The organism is Isoptericola sp. NPDC056134 (genome assembly GCF_042264825.1).
Lineage (GTDB): Bacteria > Actinomycetota > Actinomycetes > Actinomycetales > Cellulomonadaceae > Isoptericola > Isoptericola nanjingensis.
The window spans coordinates 271,869-291,310 of sequence record NZ_JBHJVM010000002.1; the positions used below are offsets into that span (position 1 = coordinate 271,869).

The 19,442-nt window shown below is 73.7% G+C and carries 18 protein-coding genes; 14 read left to right on the forward strand and 4 right to left on the reverse strand.

What is annotated here, in order from left to right; translation table 11 throughout:
• Positions 1–8 precede the first annotated feature (8 nt).
• From tsf to ACFCZN_RS03710, 6 genes are all read left to right on the forward strand, one after another.
• Positions 9–848: a translation elongation factor Ts gene (gene tsf / locus ACFCZN_RS03685; RefSeq protein WP_429762280.1), complete on the forward strand. Its 840-nt coding sequence runs from the start codon at positions 9–11 to the stop codon at positions 846–848.
• A gap of 328 nt (positions 849–1,176) precedes the next feature.
• The gene (gene pyrH / locus ACFCZN_RS03690; RefSeq protein WP_430555887.1) at positions 1,177–1,872 is read left to right on the forward strand and encodes a UMP kinase; all 696 of its coding nucleotides are present in this window, start codon (positions 1,177–1,179) and stop codon (positions 1,870–1,872) included.
• A 64-nt stretch (positions 1,873–1,936) separates the two neighbouring features.
• Positions 1,937–2,494, forward strand: coding sequence for a ribosome recycling factor (gene frr / locus ACFCZN_RS03695; RefSeq protein ID WP_429762278.1), 558 nt, complete (start codon positions 1,937–1,939; stop codon positions 2,492–2,494).
• Positions 2,494–3,390 carry a phosphatidate cytidylyltransferase gene (locus tag ACFCZN_RS03700; protein WP_430555845.1) on the forward strand — a complete coding sequence of 299 codons (897 nt, stop codon included), beginning with the start codon at positions 2,494–2,496 and terminating at the stop codon, positions 3,388–3,390. Before frr ends, ACFCZN_RS03700 begins: the two co-directional genes overlap by 1 nt.
• A gap of 105 nt (positions 3,391–3,495) precedes the next feature.
• On the forward strand, positions 3,496–4,587 hold the full coding sequence (rlmN, locus tag ACFCZN_RS03705) for a 23S rRNA (adenine(2503)-C(2))-methyltransferase RlmN (protein ID WP_429762676.1): 1,092 nt from the start codon (positions 3,496–3,498) through the stop codon (positions 4,585–4,587).
• A complete protein-coding gene (locus ACFCZN_RS03710; protein WP_429762277.1) occupies positions 4,584–5,135 on the forward strand; it encodes a DivIVA domain-containing protein in 552 nt (183 codons plus the stop codon). Before rlmN ends, ACFCZN_RS03710 begins: the two co-directional genes overlap by 4 nt.
• A 70-nt stretch (positions 5,136–5,205) precedes the next feature.
• Here ACFCZN_RS03710 and ACFCZN_RS03715 read toward each other — a convergent pair whose 3' ends face one another.
• Positions 5,206–5,604: a MerR family transcriptional regulator gene (locus ACFCZN_RS03715; RefSeq protein WP_430555846.1), complete on the reverse strand. Its 399-nt coding sequence runs from the start codon at positions 5,602–5,604 to the stop codon at positions 5,206–5,208.
• Positions 5,605–5,674: 70 nt separating this feature from the next.
• On the opposite strand from ACFCZN_RS03715, the gene ACFCZN_RS03720 reads away from it, so the two are divergent.
• A complete protein-coding gene (locus tag ACFCZN_RS03720) occupies positions 5,675–6,946 on the forward strand; it encodes an MFS transporter (RefSeq protein ID WP_430555847.1) in 1,272 nt (423 codons plus the stop codon).
• A gap of 10 nt (positions 6,947–6,956) precedes the next feature.
• Here ACFCZN_RS03720 and ACFCZN_RS03725 read toward each other — a convergent pair whose 3' ends face one another.
• Positions 6,957–7,763, reverse strand: a complete 807-nt coding sequence (locus tag ACFCZN_RS03725) for a hypothetical protein (protein WP_430555848.1) — start codon at positions 7,761–7,763, stop codon at positions 6,957–6,959.
• A 213-nt stretch (positions 7,764–7,976) separates the two neighbouring features.
• On the opposite strand from ACFCZN_RS03725, the gene dxr reads away from it, so the two are divergent.
• From dxr to ACFCZN_RS03755, 6 genes are all read left to right on the forward strand, one after another.
• Positions 7,977–9,164, forward strand: coding sequence for a 1-deoxy-D-xylulose-5-phosphate reductoisomerase (gene dxr / locus ACFCZN_RS03730; protein ID WP_430555888.1), 1,188 nt, complete (start codon positions 7,977–7,979; stop codon positions 9,162–9,164).
• Between the two features lie 67 nt (positions 9,165–9,231).
• Entirely contained in the window at positions 9,232–10,551 is a 1,320-nt protein-coding gene (locus tag ACFCZN_RS03735; protein WP_430555849.1) for an RIP metalloprotease, read from the forward strand.
• 139 nt (positions 10,552–10,690) lie between these two features.
• The gene (gene ispG / locus ACFCZN_RS03740) at positions 10,691–11,833 is read left to right on the forward strand and encodes a flavodoxin-dependent (E)-4-hydroxy-3-methylbut-2-enyl-diphosphate synthase (protein ID WP_430555850.1); all 1,143 of its coding nucleotides are present in this window, start codon (positions 10,691–10,693) and stop codon (positions 11,831–11,833) included.
• 79 nt (positions 11,834–11,912) lie between these two features.
• On the forward strand, positions 11,913–12,875 hold the full coding sequence (locus tag ACFCZN_RS03745; protein WP_430555851.1) for a GNAT family N-acetyltransferase: 963 nt from the start codon (positions 11,913–11,915) through the stop codon (positions 12,873–12,875).
• 103 nt (positions 12,876–12,978) lie between these two features.
• The gene (tdh, locus tag ACFCZN_RS03750; protein WP_430555852.1) at positions 12,979–14,079 is read left to right on the forward strand and encodes an L-threonine 3-dehydrogenase; all 1,101 of its coding nucleotides are present in this window, start codon (positions 12,979–12,981) and stop codon (positions 14,077–14,079) included.
• Between the two features lie 2 nt (positions 14,080–14,081).
• Positions 14,082–15,272 carry a glycine C-acetyltransferase gene (locus tag ACFCZN_RS03755; protein WP_430555853.1) on the forward strand — a complete coding sequence of 397 codons (1,191 nt, stop codon included), beginning with the start codon at positions 14,082–14,084 and terminating at the stop codon, positions 15,270–15,272.
• Between the two features lie 4 nt (positions 15,273–15,276).
• On the opposite strand, the gene ACFCZN_RS03760 is transcribed toward ACFCZN_RS03755, so the two are convergent.
• A complete protein-coding gene (locus ACFCZN_RS03760) occupies positions 15,277–16,167 on the reverse strand; it encodes a DNA-formamidopyrimidine glycosylase family protein (RefSeq protein ID WP_430555854.1) in 891 nt (296 codons plus the stop codon).
• A gap of 108 nt (positions 16,168–16,275) precedes the next feature.
• Between ACFCZN_RS03760 and ACFCZN_RS03765 the strand changes: the two genes are divergently transcribed.
• Entirely contained in the window at positions 16,276–18,081 is a 1,806-nt protein-coding gene (locus tag ACFCZN_RS03765; RefSeq protein WP_430555855.1) for a proline--tRNA ligase, read from the forward strand.
• Between the two features lie 25 nt (positions 18,082–18,106).
• Here ACFCZN_RS03765 and ACFCZN_RS03770 read toward each other — a convergent pair whose 3' ends face one another.
• Complete coding sequence (locus ACFCZN_RS03770) at positions 18,107–19,309, reverse strand: DUF4439 domain-containing protein (protein ID WP_430555856.1); 1,203 nt, start codon at positions 19,307–19,309, stop codon at positions 18,107–18,109.
• Positions 19,310–19,442: the final 133 nt, after the last annotated feature.

The window sequence follows — 19,442 nt, forward strand, 5'->3', positions numbered from 1 at the left end:
GGACATCCATGGCGAACTACACCGCCGCTGACATCAAGGCGCTGCGCGAGCGCACCGGTGCCGGCATGCTCGACGTCAAGAAGGCGCTCGACGAGGCTGACGGCAACACCGACCAGGCGATCGAGATCATCCGCAAGAAGGGTCTGGCCCGCGCCGCCAAGCGCGAGGGCAACGCGACCACCGAGGGCCTCGTGGCCGTCAAGGTCGCCGACTCCGCGGCCGGCCAGGTCGCCACGATGATCGAGCTCGACGCCGAGACGGACTTCGTCGTCAAGAACGAGAAGTTCATCGCGCTCGCCGACGCGGTCCTCGAGGCCGTCGCCGCCGCGGGTGCCACGGACGCCGAGTCCGGCCTCGCCGCCCCGGCCGCCGAGGGCACCGTGGCCGACACGATCGCCGCCCAGGGCGCCACGATGGGGGAGAAGGTCGTGCTGCGTCGCGTGGCCCGCCTCGAGGCCCCCAAGGTGACGACCTACCTGCACAAGACGGCCAAGGACCTGCCGCCGTCGATCGGCGTGCTCGTCGCCACCGACGACGCCGCCGAGCCGGTCGCCAAGGACGTCGCGCAGCACATCGCCGCGCTGGCGCCCCGGTTCCTGTCCCGCGAGGACGTCCCCGCGGACGTCGTCGAGAAGGAGCGCGAGATCGCGCGCGAGGTCTCGATCGCCGAGGGCAAGCCCGAGGCCGCGCTCCCGAAGATCGTCGAGGGTCGCCTCAACGGCTTCTTCAAGGACGCCGTCCTCGTGGACCAGCCGCTGGCCAAGGACACGAAGACGACCGTCGCCAAGCACGTCGCCACCACCGGCGGCGCCCTGCTCGGCTTCGTCCGCTTCCGCGTCGGCAGCTGACGCCTCCCAGCGCTCAGGCCCGACCGCACCGTGCGCGGTGCGGTCGGGCCTTCGCGTACCCGCCCGCGCCCGCCCGCTGACGGGGCGGGAGCCGCCGTCCGGTGCCAGGATGCGCGGAGGGCGACACAGGACCACCGGGCGCGCACCCGCCCGACCTGCCGGTCCGTCGATCGCGACGGCCGGCGGACGCGGAACATGCCGCAGGGCATGCGGAACAGATCAGAGAGCGACGGTGACGCACGTGACCGAGACCAACCAGACCGAGCCGACGACCACGAAGGGTGAGGCGACGGGCGAGGCGACGGGCGAGACCGCACCCGCGCGCCGCGTGCTCCTCAAGCTCTCCGGCGAGACGTTCGGGGGTGGCAGCGTGGGCCTCGCGACCGACGTCGTGCGGCGGATCGCCCAGGAGATCGGCGACGCGGTCCGGCAGGGCGTGCAGGTCGCGATCGTCTCCGGCGGCGGCAACTTCTTCCGCGGCGCCGAGCTCTCCCGCGCGGGCCTGGACCGGGCGCGCGCCGACTACATGGGCATGCTCGGCACGGTGATGAACTGTCTCGCGCTGCAGGACTTCCTCGAGCAGGACGGCGTCAAGACGCGGGTGCAGACCGCGATCACCATGGGACAGGTCGCCGAGCCGTACATCCCGCTGCGCGCGATCCGGCACCTGGAGAAGGGTCGCGTCGTCATCTTCGGCGCGGGCGCCGGCATGCCGTACTTCTCCACCGACACCGTGTCGGTCCAGCGTGCCCTGGAGACGCACTGCGACGAGGTCCTCATGGGCAAGAACGGCGTGGACGCCGTCTACTCGGCCGACCCGCGCACGGACCCGGACGCCGAGCGTCTCGAGCACCTCACCTACACCGACGCCCTGGTGCGCGGCCTGAACGTGATGGACGCCACCGCGCTGTCCCTGTGCCGCGACAACGACGTGCGGATGCGTGTCTTCGGCCTCGAGGAGCCGGGTAACGTGACCCGCGCGCTGCTGGGCGAGAAGATTGGCACGCTGGTCACCACCCACTGACGCCGCACCAGCCGTACGACACTTCAGCAGCACGACGACGCACGACGACGAGAATGGAGCACCGGTGATCGACGACACCCTCCTCGAGGCCGAGGAGAAGATGGACAGGGCGATCGACGTCGCCAAGGAGGAGTTCGCAGGGATCCGCACGGGTCGCGCCAACTCGGGCATGTTCTCGAAGATCACCGTGGACTACTACGGCGCCCCGACGCCCCTGCAGCAGCTCGCGTCGTTCAACATCCCGGACGCGCGCACGGTGCTCATCACCCCGTTCGACAAGAGCTCGATGACGACCATCGAGAAGGCGCTCCGCGAGTCCGACCTGGGCGTCAACCCGTCGAACGACGGCAACGCGATCCGCATCGTCATGCCCGCCCTCACGGAGGAGCGTCGCCGCGACTACGTGAAGATGGCCAAGACGAAGGCGGAGGACGCCCGCATCTCCGTGCGGAACGTCCGCCGCAAGGCCAAGGAGGAGCTGGACCGCATCGTCAAGGACGGCGAGGCCGGCGAGGACGAGGTCACCCGGGCGGAGAAGGAGCTCGAGTCGCTGACGAAGAAGCACGTCGACGCGATCGACGTGCTGCTCGCCGGCAAGGAGAGCGAGCTGCTCGAGGTCTGATGGTGACCCATCCCCTCGAACCGGGCGAGGACGCGTCCCCGCTCGACCCGGCCACCGGCGGGGCGGCCGACCCGACGTCGTCGCGCGCCGGCCGCAACCTCCCCGTGGCCATCACGGTCGGCGTCCTGCTGCTCGTCGGCGTCGCGGCGTCCCTGTGGTTCCGGCCGGAGCCGTTCGTCGCCGTCGCCGCGGTCGCGGTCGGTGCCGCGCTGTGGGAGCTGCGGCAGGCGTTCGCCCGCCGGGACATCCACCTGCCGATCCTGCCGCTGCTCGTGGGCGGCGCGGGCATGGTGGTCTCGGCCTACACGGCGGGGCCCGAGGCGCTGCTCGTCGCGTACGTGCTGACCGTCGGCGCCGTCGTCGTCTGGCGGGTGCTGGACGGCCCCGGGCCGCAGGCGCTGCGCGACTGCGCGGCCGCGGTCTTCGCGGCCACCTACGTGCCGTTCCTGGCGGGCTTCGTCATGCTGCTGCTCGCGCAGCCGGACGGCGAGCTCCGGGTGGCCCTGTTCATCCTCCTGGCCGTGGCGAACGACACCGGTGGGTACATCGCCGGCGTGACGATGGGCCGCCACCCGCTGGCACCCACCGTGAGCCCGAAGAAGACCTGGGAGGGCCTGGCAGGATCGCTGGTCCTGGCCACGGCCGTGGGCGTCGCGGGCGCGGTGCTCGCCCTCGACGCGAGCCCGGTGCTCGGCATCGTGCTCGGTGTGCTCACCGCGATCACGGCCACCGTGGGCGACCTCGCCGAGTCGCTCATCAAGCGGGACCTAGAATTGAAGGACATGGGTTCGCTGCTCCCGGGTCACGGGGGCGTGCTGGACCGCCTCGACTCGCTGGTCGTCACCGCCCCGTTCGTGTACCTCGTGCTCACCATGGCGCCGCCCGGCGCCCTGTAAGGAACCGTCATGCCCCCCACCACCGCCCGTCCCGCGACGTCCGGCGCCGACCTCGGGATCCCCGCGGTCCGGCCCGGCGACGAGACCGCGCCGATGCCCCTGCAGATGGCGCCGCGCCGCCGGGGCAAGCCGCCGAAGCACTTCGCCGACCTCACGCCGGCCGAGCGCGTCGCGTCGATGGAGGAGATGGGGGAGAAGCCGTTCCGGGCCAAGCAGCTCGCGACGCACTACTTCCAGCACTACACGTCCGACCCGGAGCAGATGACCGATCTGCCCGCGAAGACGCGCGAGGCCATCGCGACCACGATGTTCCCGCAGCTCATCCGCCCCACCCGGCGCCTCGAGGCCGACGGCGGCACGACCGTCAAGACGCTGTGGCACCTCTTCGACGACGCCAAGGTCGAGTCGGTGCTCATGCGCTACCCGCACCGCACCACGTTGTGCGTGTCGTCGCAGGCGGGCTGCGGCATGGCGTGCCCGTTCTGCGCCACGGGCCAGCTCGGGCTCACGCGGAACCTGTCGACGGCGGAGATCCTCGAGCAGGTGCGCGCGGCGAACCGGTCGCTCGCGGAGGGCGAGATCCCCGGCGGGCCCACGCGGCTCAACAACCTCGTCTTCATGGGCATGGGCGAGCCGCTGGCCAACCCGAAGGCCGTCTTCGAGACGGTGCGCGCGCTGGTCGCGCCGCAGCCCGAGGGCTTCGGCATGTCGGCGCGGAACATCACCGTCTCGACCGTGGGGCTGGTGCCCGCGATCGAGAAGCTCACGAAGCTCGAGATCCCGGTGACGCTCGCCCTCAGCCTGCACGCCCCGGACGACGACCTGCGCAGCGAGCTCGTGCCGATCAACACCCGGTGGAGCGTGGACGAGGCGCTCGACGCCGCCCGGCGCTACTTCGAGGTGACGGGGCGGCGCGTGTCGATCGAGTACGCGCTGATCAAGGACATGAACGACCACGGCTGGCGCGCCGACCTGCTCGGGGAGAAGCTCAACGCCCGCGGGCGCGGCTGGGTGCACGTCAACCCCATCCCGCTGAACCCCACGCCCGGCTCGATCTGGACCGCGAGCGAGCGTGCCGTCGAGGACGAGTTTGTGGCACGCTTGCGCGGGCACGGCATCCCCACCACGATCCGTGACACCCGCGGGAGCGACATCGACGGCGCCTGCGGGCAGCTGGCGGCCGAGGAGGACGAGTGAGCGCACTGTTCAGCACGGTGTCCGCGATGCGCACCGGGTACGAGCGGGACGAGGTCGAGGACTTCTTCGACCACGCTCGGCAGGCGTACGAGGGACGCACCGCGGAGCCCCTGTCGCACGCCGACATCCAGGTGTCGACGTTCGACCTGGTGCGCGGTGGCTACGACACGCACGAGGTCGACGCGGCGCTGGACCGGCTCGAGGCGGCGTTCATCGCCCGTCAGCGCGCCGAGTACGTGGCAGCGCACGGTCAGGAGGCCTGGATGGCCGCGCTGGCGGACCGCGCCCGCACGATGTACGGGCGCCTGGGCCGGCCCGACGGCGAGAAGTTCGCCCCGGCCGAGCGCGGCGAGCAGGGCTACGACCCCGACGACGTCGACGCGCTGTGCGACCGGCTCGTCGCGTACTTCGACCGGCAGGAGCCGCTGTCCTCCGGGGAGATCCGTTCCGCGACGTTTGGGCGGGCCAAGGGTTCGGACGGCTACGCGGAGGGTCCCGTGGACCGCTTCTTCGCCCGCGCGATCGAGGTGCTGCTCGGGGTCGAGTGATCCCGCCGCCGCACCAGGACCGACGCCACGAGGGCCGCCGACGACGAGTCGGCGGCCCTCGTCGCGTCCGTCACCGGCCGGCGGGCGAGGTGGCCGCGGCCTCCGACAGGAGGGCGGCCTGCTCGGTGCGGGTGAGGACGTCACGGATCGTGTCGCGGCTGCGGGTGAGGCAGGCGATCTTGTCCTCGATGCCCACGAGCTCGCCGGCCAGCATCTCCGCGACGGTGCGGGGGCAGGTCGGCGCCTCGGCGGTGCTCGTCTCCTCCATGTCGAGCAGCACCTTGATCAGGCGCGTGGGGATGCCGGCGCGCACCATCCCGGCCACCCTGGACACGCGCTCGACGTCGTCGTCGGAGTAGGTGCGGTACCCGTTCGGCGCGCGGTCGGCCACGAGCAGGCCCTGCTGCTCGTAGTAGCGCACGAGGCGCGGTGCCACTCCCGAGCGACGCGCGAGCTCGCCGATCTTCATCGTGCTCCTCCCGAGGTGACCGAGGTCACGCTTGACATTGACATCAATGTCAAACTCTAGCGTCGGTCGCATGACGACACCACGCACGACCCCCACCCTGTCCGACCGGCTCCCGTGGCTCTCGCTCCTCGTCCTCGGCGCGGCCACGTTCACCATGGTCACGGCCGAGATGCTGCCGACCGCCGTGCTGCCGCAGATGAGCGCCGGGCTCGGGGTGGACGAGGCGAGCACCGGTCTGCTCGTGTCCGTGTGGGCGGCCACCGTCGTGGTGGCGAGCTTCCCGCTCGTGCGGCTCGTCGCCGGCACGGACCGGCGTGCCGTGATCACGGTCGCGCTCGGCGTCCTGGCCGCGTCCTCCCTCGCCACGGCGCTGGCGCCGACCTACGGCGTCGCCGTGGGGGCGCGGCTGGTGGGCGCGGCCGCCGTCGGCCTCCTGTGGGCGTCCGCGAACGCGCACGTCGCCGACCTGGTGCCCGACCGGTTGCTCGCCCGCTCGATCGCCGTGGTGCTGGGCGGCGCCACCCTGGGCATGGTGCTCGGAACGCCGCTCGCCAGCCTCGTGACCCGTGCGGTGGGCTGGCGGGCGGCGTTCGCCGGTCTCGCGCTGCTGACGCTGGTGGTCGCCGTCCTGGTGCGGCTCGTCGTCGCGCGTGCGGCCGCGCCCGCCACGGCCCGGCCCGGTGAGGGGGTGACTCCGGGCGCCCCGGGGCCCGCGCCGGCCGGAGGGCCCGGTCCGATGATCACGGTCACGGCGATCGTCGGGGTGCTGCTGGTAGGGCACTACGGCGCGTACACGTACGTGACGCGCATCGTCGAGGTGCCGGCCGACGCGCTGCCGGGCGGCGTGAGCGGGCTGCTCCTGGTGTTCGGCCTCGCGTCCGCCCTGGGCGTGGTCCTCGCCGGCCGGTTCGGGGCCCGGACCGCGCCGGTGCTCGCGCTCGCCGCCGGCGGGACCGCGCTCGCCCTGCTCGGGCTGGCGGTGGTGGACGTGCATCCCGCCCTCGGTGTGGCCGTCGTCGTGCTGTGGGGCGTGTCGTCGGGCGCGCTGCCGCCCCTGGCGCAGACGCTGATCCTGCGCCTCGGCGGGCCCGAGCGGCGGGCGACGTCGTCGGCGCTGATCCCGGTGGTGTTCAACGGCGGCATCGCCGTCGGTGCCGCGCTGGCGTCGTGGGTCGTGGCCGGCGGCGGCGTCGGGGCGCTGCCGGTCCCGGCCGCCGTCGTGGTCGCCGTGACCGCCGTCGCGCTCGGCGCCGGGGCGCGGGTCTGGTCGACGCCGGCAGCCGTGGAGGGCGACGGCGGCCGCGCCGGTGGCACGGTGGCCGAGAGGCCCGCCGGGGTCTGAGCCTCGCCCGTCAGCAGGCGGGGGCGAGGGCGTCGCCGCTGCCCGTGTCGAGGTAGGCGTCGGACACCCAGTTGCTCGGGCCGATGCGGTACCAGAGGTTCGTCGTGCCGCGGGTGCCCGTGACCGTCTGCCCGCGCGCGCTGCACAGCAGCGGCACGCGCGCGGCGTCGGCGGCGGCGCCGGTCCACCGGTAGCCGGTGCCCGGCCCGGTGCGGACGTTGAGGGTGCCGCCGTCGGCCGAGACGATCCCCGTGCGTGCGGACCCCTGCCAGAGGTAGGTCACGTCGATCCAGGCGTTGGAACGCAGGCCCAGGCCGTCCCGGTAGGTGCCGTCCGCCAGGTCGATGCCCGCCGGGTTGGTCACGGTGCGCCCGAAGAGGTCCTTGCCGTCGTGGTGGCCGAGCCGGTAGGCCGCGGAGGCCTGAGGGGTGCCCCGCGGCAGGTCGCGGGCGGCATGACGGGTGGAGCTCCAGTAGTCGTCGGTGGTGTTCCACGGGCCGACGTCCCACACCGGCGCGTACTCGCACCGCGTGCTGTCCGCCCGGCACGCCCGGACGCTGAACGCGCCGTCGCCGTCCGCGGACAGGGCCCGGCGCGAAGGCAGGGCGACGAAGTGGTCCCGCTTCTCGATCTTGTGGCCGTTCGCGGTGTGCTTGCCCACCAGGCCCTCGCGGGTCGCGAAGATGCGGTGGGTCTCGCCGTCGCCGTCCGCGGCGGCGGGTGCCGCCAGCCCGACGACCGCCCCGGTGACGAGGGTGGCGATCCCGGCGAAGGTGGCCATGGCGCGCTTGCCGACTATCACGCGATAAGTACGCATGGATGCGAACGTAACCGGCGTCACATCCCGTCGCGACCGGGCGCGGGGAAGGTCACGTCCGGAAGTCAAGCACCGGAGCGGGTGAATTCCGCGGTGTTCCGCGGTGTGTCGGCCACTCGGGCGACGGGCGGAAGAGGCGCGAGAACGCCTGGGATGATGGGCGCCATGCCCGACCACACGCCCGACCACACGCCCGACCACAGGACCGAGCAGGTGTCCGACCAGCACACCCGTACCGTCACGCTCCTCGGCTCCACCGGCTCGATCGGTACCCAGGCGATCGACGTCGTGCGTGCTCACCCCGGCCGGTTCCGGGTCGAGGCGCTGAGCGCGGGCGGGTCCGACGTCGCGCTGCTCGCGCAGCAGGTCGCGACCGTGGGGGCGCGCGCGGTGGCCGTCGCGGACGACGCCCGTGCGGACGACCTGCGGGCCGCCCTGGTCGAGCGGCTCGGCGCCGCGGCGGGCGACGTCGAGGTGCTCGCCGGGCCCGACGCGGCGACCGAGCTCGCGGGTCGCGGCAGCGACGTCCTCCTCAACGGCATCACCGGGTCGGTGGGCCTGCGGCCCACGCTCGCGGCGCTCGCGGGCGGCTCGACGCTGGCGCTGGCGAACAAGGAGTCGCTCGTGGTGGGCGGCTCGCTGGTCAAGGCCGCGGCCGCGCCCGGGCAGATCGTGCCGGTGGACTCCGAGCACTCGGCGATCGCCCAGGCGCTGCGCGGGGGCGCGCGCGACGAAGTGCGACGGCTGGTCCTCACGGCCTCCGGCGGGCCGTTCCGCGGCCGCAGCCGCGACGACATCAAGAAGGTCACGGTCGACGAGGCGCTCGCCCACCCCACCTGGGCCATGGGGCCCGTGGTGACGGTGAACTCCGCCTCGCTGATGAACAAGGGCCTCGAGCTCATCGAGGCGCACCTGCTGTTCGACGTGCCGGCGGAGGACATCACCGTGGTGGTGCACCCGCAGTCGGTCGTGCACTCGATGGTCGAGTTCCACGACGGCTCCACGCTCGCGCAGGCCTCCCCGCCCGACATGAGGCTGCCCATCGCGCTCGGGCTGTCCTGGCCGGATCGCCTCGACGTCGTCTCGCCGCCGTGCGACTGGAGCCGAGCGGCGTCGTGGACGTTCGAGCCCCTCGACGAGACGACGTTCCCCGCTGTCGGGCTGGCCCGCGCGACCGTCGCGGCGTCCGCCACGCACCCCGCGGTCTACAACGCCGCGAACGAGCAGGGCGTCGCGGCCTTCCTCGGCGGGCGCATCGGCTTCCTCGACATCGTCGAGACCGTGGAGCGGGTGCTGGCCGAGCACGACGGGACGGCCGCCGCCGACGTCACCCTCGATGTCGTCGAGGGCGTCGAGCGCTGGGCGCGGGCGCGCGCCGACGAGATCCTCGCGCGGTCCTGACGAACCCTCCACGCGCGCGCGGCAGGGGCGTGCGGCGGGTGGCCGCGGGTGTCCTAGGCTCGAGGCCGTGGACGTTCTCTCCTGGGTGGTCGGCATCGCGGTGATGGTGGTGGGCCTCGCCCTCTCCATCGGCCTGCACGAGGTGGGCCACATGGTCCCCGCGAAGAAGTTCGGCGTGCGGGTGAGCCAGTACATGGTGGGCTTCGGCCCCACGCTGTGGTCGCGCACCAAGGGGGAGACGGAGTACGGGGTCAAGGCCATCCCGCTCGGCGGCTACGTGCGGATGGTCGGCATGATGCCGCCCGCGCCCGAGGGCACCCGCCGCCGCGGGGGGTTCTTCGGGCAGGCGATCGCCGACGCGCGCGACGCGTCCGTGAGCGAGATCCTCCCCGGCGAGGAGCACCGCGCCTTCTACCACCTGTCCACGCCCAAGAAGCTGGTCGTCATGCTGGGTGGCCCGGTGATGAACCTCCTCATCGCGGTGGTGCTCACGTTCGTCGTGCTCGTGGGCATCGGTGCGCCGACCGTGACCACGACCGTCGGTGCGGTGAGCGAGTGCACGCCCACGTCGACCACGGCGGACGGGGCGCCGGTGTGCGGGGACGGCGCCGCGCCCTCGCCGGCCGCCGCGGCGGGCCTGCAGCCGGGCGACGAGATCGTCGAGTGGGACGGCACGGCGGTGACGTCGTGGGACGAGCTCTCCGGAGCCATCGCGGACGCCCCCGACCAGCAGGTCCCGGTGGTGGTGCTGCGCGACGGCGCCGAGGTCCCGCTGACCGTGACGACGTCGGACCGGCAGGTTCCCGTGGTCGAGGCCGACGGCACCGCGAAGGTCGGCGCCGACGGGCAGCCGGTCACCGAGACGGCGGGGTTCCTGGGCGTCACACCGACCCAGGAGTACGAGCCGCTGCCGGTCTCGACCGTCCCGGAGGCGGTCTGGCAGCAGGTCTCGGGCACGGCGGGCATGATCGTCACGCTCCCGGTGCGCATCGGCGACGCGGCGGTGCAGGCGTTCACCGACGAGCCGCGGTCGCAGGACTCCGTCGTGTCGGTCGTCGGGGTCGGCCGGATGGCCGTGGACGCCGTGGCCGCGGACGCGCCCGTGATCAGCACGCTGCAGTTCCTGCTGAGCCTGCTGGCCGCGCTCAACGTGGCGCTCTTCGTCTTCAACCTCATCCCGCTGCTGCCGCTGGACGGCGGGCACGTCGTCAACGCCCTGTACGAGGGCGCCAAGCGCACGGTCGCGCGGCTGCGCGGGCTCCCGCGACCAGGCCCGGCCGACGTCGCGCGGATGATGCCGGTGGCGTACGTGATGTTCGTCGTGCTCGTGGGCACCGGAGCGATCCTCATCGTCGCGGACCTGGTGGACCCGGTCCGCCTGGGCTGACGCCCGGACCCGAGCGGGCCCGCGCCGGGTGAAGGTCCTGCGGACGAACGCGCGGTGATTCCGTGCCCGTCAGGTGCCCGCGTGCGTAGCACCCGCCCGCAGGCGCGATACTGGCACCGTGACTGCGATCAATCTCGGCATGCCTACCCCGCCCGCGCCCACGTTGGCCCCGCGCCGCAAGTCCCGCAAGATCCAGGTGGGCAAGGTGGCCGTCGGCGGCGACGCACCGATCAGCATCCAGTCCATGACGACCACCCCGACCACGGACATCAACGCGACGCTGCAGCAGATCGCCGAGCTGACCGCCGCGGGCTGCGACATCGTGCGCGTCGCGGTGCCGACCATCGACGACGCCGACGCGCTGCCCGCCATCGCGAAGAAGTCGCAGATCCCCGTGATCGCGGACATCCACTTCCAGCCCAAGTACGTGTTCGCCGCGATCGACGCCGGCTGCGCCGCCGTGCGTGTGAACCCGGGCAACATCCGCAAGTTCGACGACCAGGTCAAGGAGATCGCCAAGGCCGCCTCCGACGCCGGGGTCTCGCTGCGGATCGGCGTCAACGCCGGGTCCCTCGACAAGCGCCTGCTGGAGAAGTACGGCAAGCCGACCGCGGAGGCGCTGGTCGAGTCCGCGGTGTGGGAGGCGAGCCTGTTCGAGGAGCACGGCTTCCACGACTTCAAGATCTCCGTGAAGCACAACGACCCGGTGGTCATGGTGCGCGCGTACGAGCTGCTCGCCCAGCGCGGCGACTGGCCCCTGCACCTCGGCGTCACCGAGGCGGGCCCCGCGTTCCAGGGCACGATCAAGTCCGCCACCGCGTTCGGCGCGCTGCTGAGCCAGGGCATCGGCGACACGATCCGGGTGTCGCTGTCCGCGCCGCCGGTCGAGGAGGTCAAGGTCGGCACGCAGATCCTGCAGGCGCTGAACCTGCGGCCCCGCAAGCTCGAGATCGTCTCCTGCCCGTCGTGCGGCCGGGCCCAGGTCGACGTCTACACGCTGGCAGAGAAGGTCACGGCGGGTCTCGAGGGCATGACGGTCCCGCTGCGCGTCGCGGTCATGGGCTGCGTCGTCAACGGCCCGGGCGAGGCGCGCGAGGCCGACCTCGGTGTCGCGTCGGGCAACGGCAAGGGCCAGATCTTCGTCAAGGGCGAGGTCATCAAGACCGTCCCGGAGGCGATGATCGTCGAGACCCTCATCGAGGAGGCGATGCGCATCGCCGAGACGATGCCCGCCCCCGAGAACGAGGCCCAGGCCGGGGCCCCGGAGGTCACGGTCGGCTGACGGTTCGGCCCGAGGGGCCGCACCGAGGGGCCGCATCGGGGACGATGGCGGGAGGGCCCACGACGGCGAAGGGGGCGTGATGGGCGGCTGGCGACCGGCGGTGCGGGCGCGCGGCGACGCGCGCGGCCTCGACGCGCGGCGACCCCGGGCCCGCGTCCTCGGCCAGGAGGACCTCGCCGAGGCGCGCGCCCTGTGCGCCCGCGACCCGGTGACGTCGGTGCTCGCCGCGGCGCGGCTCGAGGTGGCGGCAGTGGCGGGCTTCGCCGCGGCAGGCGGGCAGGCGTGGGGCTTCCCCGCCACGGGCCCGCTCGTCGCGGTCTGCTGGTCCGGGGCGAACCTCGTCCCCGTGCTGTCCCCGGACCTCGTGGGTCGCGACGCGGACGACGCCGTCGCCGCGTTCGCCGCGACGGCCCGCGCGCAGGGCCGGCGCTCGTCGTCGATCGTGGGGGACCGGACGGCGGCCCTCGCGCTGTGGGACCTGCTCGCGCCCCGCTGGCCCCCTGCGCGCGAGGTGCGCGCCGACCAGCCGTCGCTGGCGATCGCCCGCGACCCGGACGTCGAGCCCGACGCGCTGGTGCGCCGTTCCACCCTCGGCGAGGTGGATGCCGTGCTGCCCGCCTGCGTGCGCATGTTCGCGGAGGAGGTCGGGTACGCGCCGGCCGCGTCGCCCGGCAGCGCGTACGCCCTGCGGGTGCGCTCCCTCGTGGCCGAGGGGCGGTCGTTCGTGCGCATGGAGGCGCCCGATTCCGCCCCGGGCACGGGCACGGGGCCGGGGCCGGGGCCGGGGCCGTTCGTCGCCTTCAAGGCAGAGCTGGGCGCGGTCGCGGGCGGGGTCGCGCAGGTGCAGGGCGTGTGGGTCGACCCGCTGCGCCGCGGCCGCGGCCTGGCCGCGCCCGGCATGGCCGCCGTCGTCGTCGCGACGCGGCGCGAGGTGGCTCCCGTGGTCTCCCTGTACGTCAACGCGTTCAACGCGCCGGCGCTCGCCACCTACCGACGCGTGGGCTTCGAGCAGGTCGGCACGTTCACGACGGTGCTGTTCTGACGTGCCGGCGTTACCGGATCCGTCCGGATCGTGAGATGGTACGCGGCGTGACGACGCATGCGACGTGGGGTGCACGGGTGTCCGAGGCGCTGGTGGGTGCCGAGTGAGGGCGCTGTACAAGCCGGGGCCGGGCCCCGGGCTGGAGCTGGTGGAGCGTCCCGAGCCGGAGGCCGGCATCGGCGACGTGAAGATCCGCGTGCTGCGCACCGGCATCTGTGGCACCGACCTGCACATCGACCGCTGGGACGACTGGGCCGCCTCGACCATCGCGGCGCCGCTGGTGCCGGGCCACGAGTTCGTCGGCGAGGTCGTCGCGGTCGGTGAGATGGTGCACGACGTCGCCGTGGGCGACCTCGTGTCGGGCGAGGGGCACATCGTGTGCGGCACCTGCCGCAACTGCCGCGCCGGGCGCCGCCAGATGTGCATCCGCACCCAGGGCCTCGGCCTGCACCGCGACGGCGCGTTCGCCGAGTACGTCGTGCTGCCGGCCACGAACGTGTGGGTGCACCACGCCGACGTCGACCTGGACGTCGCGGCGATCTTCGACCCGCTGGGCAACGCGGTGCACACGGCGCTCGCGTTCCCGGTGATCGGGGAGGACGTCCTCGTCTCGGGCTGCGGCCCCATCGGGCTCATGGCGATCGCCGTCGCGCGGCACGCGGGCGCGCACCTCGTGGTCGGCACCGACGTCAGCCCGGCGAGGCTCGAGATGGCGAAGGCCATGGGCGCCGATGCCGCCCTCGACGTCCGCACGGCGCGGGTGGCCGACGCGCAGCGCGAGCTGGGGCTGCGCGAGGGGTTCGACGTCGGCTTCGAGATGAGCGGCGCGCCGAGCGCGCTGCCGGAGATGATCGCCAACATGAACCACGGCGGGCGGATCGCGATGCTCGGCCTGCCGTCGGGGCCGATCGCCGTCGACTGGGGCACGGTCGTGACCCACATGCTCACGCTCAAGGGCATCTACGGGCGCGAGATGTTCGAGACCTGGCAGGCGATGGACGCGATGCTGCGCACCAGCGCGACGCTGCGCACGGCGATCGCGTCCGTCGTCACGGACCGGCTCCCCGCGAGCCGCTGGCGCGATGGCTTCGAGGCCGCGGCGTCCGCGCACGGCGGCAAGGTCGTGCTCGACTGGACGGACGGGGACGACGGTGCGCGGGACGGCGCGCAGCACGAGGCGCAGGACGACGAGGGGAAGGCGTAGCGATGTACGGGACGTTCCGGGAGCACCTGGCGGGGCAGCTCGCCGAGATCGAGAGCGCGGGCCTTACGAAACACGAGCGCGGCATCGCCGGCCCGCAGGGCGCGCGCATCCGCGCCGACGGCGCCGAGCTGCTGAACTTCTGCGCCAACAACTACCTCGGGCTGGCCGACGACCCGCGCATCGTCGCGGCGGCCCGGCACGCCCTCGACACGTGGGGCTACGGGCTGGCCAGCGTCCGGTTCATCTGCGGCACGCAGGACCAGCACCGCGCCCTGGAGGAGCGCCTGGCGGGGTTCCTCGGGACGGACGACTCGATCCTGTTCTCGTCGTGCTTCGATGCCAACGGCGGGGTCTTCGAGACGCTGTTCGGCGCGGACGACGCGATCGTGTCCGACGCCCTCAACCACGCCTCGCTCATCGACGGCATCCGCCTGTCCAAGGCCGCCCGCTTCCGCTACCGCAACCGGGACATGGCCGACCTCGAGGACCAGCTGCGCGCCGCCCGCGACGGCGGGGCCAGGCACGTCGTGGTCGTCACCGACGGCGTCTTCTCGATGGACGGCTACCTGGCGCCGCTGCGGGAGATCTGCGACCTGGCCGACCGGTACTCCGCCCTCGTCCTGGTCGACGACTCGCACGCGGTGGGCTTCATGGGCGAGCACGGGCGGGGGACGCCGGAGCTGCTCGGAGTCGCCGACCGCGTGGACATCCTCACGGGCACGTTCGGCAAGGCCCTCGGCGGCGCGTCCGGCGGCTACGTCGCGGCGCACCAGGAGATCGTCGACCTGCTGCGCCAGCGCGCCCGCCCGTACCTGTTCTCGAACACCCTCGCGCCGACGATCGTGGCGGGCACCCTCACGGCGCTCGACCTCGTGGAGGGGTCGGGGGACCTGCGCGCCCGCCTGACCGAGAACGCCGCCCTGTTCCGCCGGCTCATGACGGAGGCGGGCTTCGACCTGCTGCCCGGCGAGCACCCGATCGTGCCCGTGATGTTCGGCGACGCCGTGCTCGCGGCGAGGGTGGCGGCGGCGATGGGAGAGCGCGGCGTGTACGTCACGGCCTTCTCGTTCCCGGTCGTGCCGCGCGGCGAGGCCCGCATCCGCGTGCAGCTGTCCGCCGCGCACACGCCCGAGCAGGTCCGCGCGTGCGCCGACGCCTTCGTCGCCTCGCGCGACGCCGTCGCGGCGGGCTGACCGGCTACTTCAGCAGCTTCGACATCCTCCGGTCGGCGAGCACCTGCCCGCCGGTCTGGCAGGTGGCGCAGTACTGCAGCGAACGGTCGGCGAAGCTCACCTCGCGCACGACGTCGCCGCAGACGGGGCACGCCTCGCCCGTCCGGCCGTGCACGCGCATCCCGGCGCGCTTGGCGTCCTTGAGCTCCTTGGCCGGCTTGCCCGACGACGCCGCGACGGCGTCGCGCAGGGTGGTCGCGACGGCGTCGTGCAGCGCCGCGACCTCCTGCGGCGTGAACGACCGGGTGAGCTTGAACGGCGAGACCTTCGCGACGTGCAGGATCTCGTCGGAGTAGGCGTTGCCGATGCCGGCGATCGCGCGCTGGTCGCGCAGCAGGCCCTTGACCTGCTGGTTCCTCTCCTGCATCAGCGCGGCGAGCGCCTCCGGGGTGAAGTCGTCCGAGAGCGGGTCCACGCCGAGCGTGGCGACCTGCTCCACCTCCCGCGGGTCGCGCACCACGTGCACCGCCAGGCGCTTGCGGGTGCCCGCCTCGGTGAGGTCGAACCCGGCGCCGTCGTCCAGCCGCACGCGCAGGGCCAGCGCGGACCCGCGCGACGATCCGCCCATCCGCGGGCGGACCGGTGTCGTGGGGGCCTGGTCCGACCAGCGCACCCACCCGCCGCGGGAGAGGTGGAACAGCAGGTGCACCTGGTCGCCCTCCGGGCCGGCCGTGAGATCGAGCCACTTGCCGTTGCGCGCGACGCCGCGGACCTCCTGCCCGACGAGCGCCGTCACCGGCGGGTCGAAGGTCTTGAGCGCGGCGATGGCCGCGACGTCGGCGGCGACGACGCGGTGGCCGGACGTACGAGCGTCGAGGAACTCCGCCAGCGCCTGCACCTCGGGAAGCTCGGGCATGCGGCCATGCTGCCAGCCGGGCCCGACGCCGACCAGGGGAAGGATCCTGCGGGCGACCGGGGATCCGGGCGACCGGGGGAACCCCGGGGCGCCGCTAGGCTTGCCCCCATGTCGATCGTGTCCGCCCGTCAGCCCCAGGGCGACCTGCTCCGCCTGTCCCAGCTCTTCGTCCGCACCCTGCGGGAGGACCCGGCCGACGCCGAGGTCGCGAGCCACCGCCTGCTGGTGCGCGCCGGCTACATCCGCCGCGCCGCCCCCGGCGTCTACTCCTGGCTGCCGCTGGGCCTGCGGGTCCTCGCCAAGGTCGAGGCCGTCGTCCGCGAGGAGATGGACGCGATCGGCGCGCAGGAGGTGCACTTCCCGGCGCTGCTGCCGCGGGAGCCGTACGAGGCCACCGGCCGCTGGACCGAGTACGGGCCCAACATCTTCCGGCTGAAGGACCGCAAGGAGGCCGACTACCTCCTCGCGCCCACGCACGAGGAGATGTTCACCCTGCTGGTGAAGGACCTGTACTCCTCGTACAAGGACCTGCCCCTGTCGCTGTACCAGATCCAGACCAAGTACCGCGACGAGGCGCGGCCCCGGGCGGGCCTCATCCGCGGCCGTGAGTTCATCATGAAGGACTCGTACTCCTTCGACGTCGACGACGCCGGCCTCGACGTGAGCTATGCCAAGCACCGCGCCGCCTACCAGAGGATCTTCGACCGCTTCGGCTTCGAGTACGTCATCGTGTCGGCGCACGCCGGCGCGATGGGTGGCTCGAAGTCGGAGGAGTTCCTCGCCAAGTCGGCGATCGGCGAGGACACCTATGTCGAGTGCAAGGCGTGCGGCTACGCCGCGAACGTCGAGGCCGCGCGGGCGCCCGTGCCCGACCCGGTCCCGTTCGAGGGCACCGCCGAGGCCCACGCCGAGGACACCCCGGGCACGCCGACGATCGACTCGCTGGTGGACCACCTCAACGAGCGCTTCCCGCGCGAGGACCGCCCCTGGGCGGCGGGGGACACGCTCAAGAACGTCCTGTTCCGGCTGGACCTCCCCGACGGCAGCACCGAAGCCGTCGCGATCGGCGTCCCCGGCGACCGCGAGGTGGACGTCAAGCGCATGGAGGCCGCGTTCTACCCGGCCGAGTTCACGCCGTTCGGCGACGAGGACTTCGCCGCCCGGCCGGACCTCGCCAAGGGGTACATCGGGCCGGGGGCCCTGGGCGAGGACAAGCCGTCGAAGGTCCGCTACCTGCTCGACCCCCGCGTGGTCGAGGGCACCCGCTGGGTGACCGGTGCCGACGTCGCCGGGCGCCACGTGCTCGACCTCGTCGCGGGCCGCGACTTCACCGCGGACGGCACCATCGAGGTCGCCGAGGTGTGGCCCGGCGACCCGTGCCCCAACGGCGACGGCATCCTCGAGACGGCCCGCGGCATCGAGATGGGCCACGTGTTCCAGCTCGGCCGCAAGTTCGCGGAGGCGCTCGACCTCAAGGTGCTGGACGAGAACGGCAAGGCCGTCACCGTCACGATGGGCTCCTACGGCGTGGGGGTCACCCGCGCGGTCGCCGCGATCGCCGAGGACAACCACGACGACAAGGGCCTCGCCTGGCCCGCGCAGGTGGCGCCCGCGCACGTGCACGTCGTCGCGACGGGCAAGGGCACCGAGGTCTTCGACGCCGCCGAGAAGCTCGCCACCGAGCTGGTCGACGCGGGCGTCGAGGTGATCTACGACGACCGCCCCAAGGTGTCGCCCGGCGTGAAGTTCGCCGACGCGGAGCTGTTCGGGGTGCCGTTGATCGTCGTCGTCGGCCGCGGCCTGGCGGACGGCCTGGTGGAGGTGCGACCCCGCGCGGGGGCGTCGGAGCAGGTCCCGGTGGCCGACGCCGCGCGGGTCGTGACCGAGCGGGTGGCCGCCCTGCTGGCGGACTGACCCACCGGACGGTCCCCGCGGAAGCCTAGGCGGCCGCGTCGTCCCCGGCCTGCTCCGGCAGGCCGGGGAACGGCTCGGGCTCGGCGCCCCAGTCGTCGAGGGCCACGGCGGAGTCGACCAGCAGGTCGACGAGCACCGCGCGGGTGCCGGCCGCCGTCGTGCCCACGAGGGTCGCGTAGTCGGTGGCGAGGTCGGTCTCCAGGTCGATCACCAGGGCCTTGTCCCCCTGGTCCGCGACCCGCGGCACGGCGTAGGCGGCGCGCCGCGGGTCGTCCGCCGTCGCCTGCGTGCCCGCCACGGCGGCCCACCCGTCCGCCCGCTGCGCGTGCACGGCGACCCGCTCGAGCAGCCGGTCGCGCGTCGTGCCGGAGCCGATCGCCGCGCGCAGCTGCAGCGCGTAGCGGGTCGCGTCCTCGGACACGACGAGAGTGCTCAGGTCGTGGGGTGTGAGCCCCTCGGGCACGGTGTCGTCGTCCTGCGCGCTGCTGCCCCCGGCGTCCTGCCCGGTCGCCGTGGCGTCGTCCGTCGGGGAGCCGGGGGAGGCCGCCTCCTGCGGGGCGTCCTCCTCGGCGTCGTCCTCGTCGCCCTCGTCGCCCTCGTCGCCCTCGTCGCCCGCGTCGGCGTCCGCAGGCTCCGGCACGCGGGGTTCGACGATGTCGGGACCGGCGACGTCGACCAGCGCCGCGAGGCGCTCGCCCGAGACGGTCTGCGCCGCGCCGACCGACGCCAGCAGCCGGGCCAGCGGCCCGTCGCCGGTGCTCCCGGCGGCCGTCCGCGACCGGGCGGCCGCGTCGTCGAGCGCCTCGACGACGTCGGCCGGGGTCGCCTTGTCCCAGGCCGAGGACGGTGCGTCCGTGGGGGCGCCGGTGGCGAGCCCGGAGTCGTACTCGCCGCCCAGCGCCTCGGCCTGCTCGCGCGAGTCCGCGGCGATGCGCGTGAGCTCGGCGACGACCCGCTTGCGCGACGTGGGCAGCTCCTCGAGCGCGGCCTCGGCGCCGTCGGCCACGAGGAGGGCGTCCGCGACGGCGGTGCGGCGCACCACCTCGAGGCTGTCGGGCACCGGCTCGCCCGCGGGCGGGGCCTCCAGCCGCACGCCGCACCCCGCCAGGAGCCCGACGGCGAGCAGCGCCCCCGCGGCGACGGCCACGGGGCGGTGCCGGGCGCTGGGCACGGCCGCGCCGGTCACGTCGTCGGCGGCGGACCGGTCGGGGGCGGGCTGAGGTTCCATCGAGGCCGATGATGCCACGCGCGCGACCCCGTCCGTGTGACGTTCCTCCGCCCGTCACGGGCGCCGGACGGCGCGGGACGGGCCCGTCGTTCGTTACGCTGGTCGCTGCACACAACGACACACCGGCCGCGGG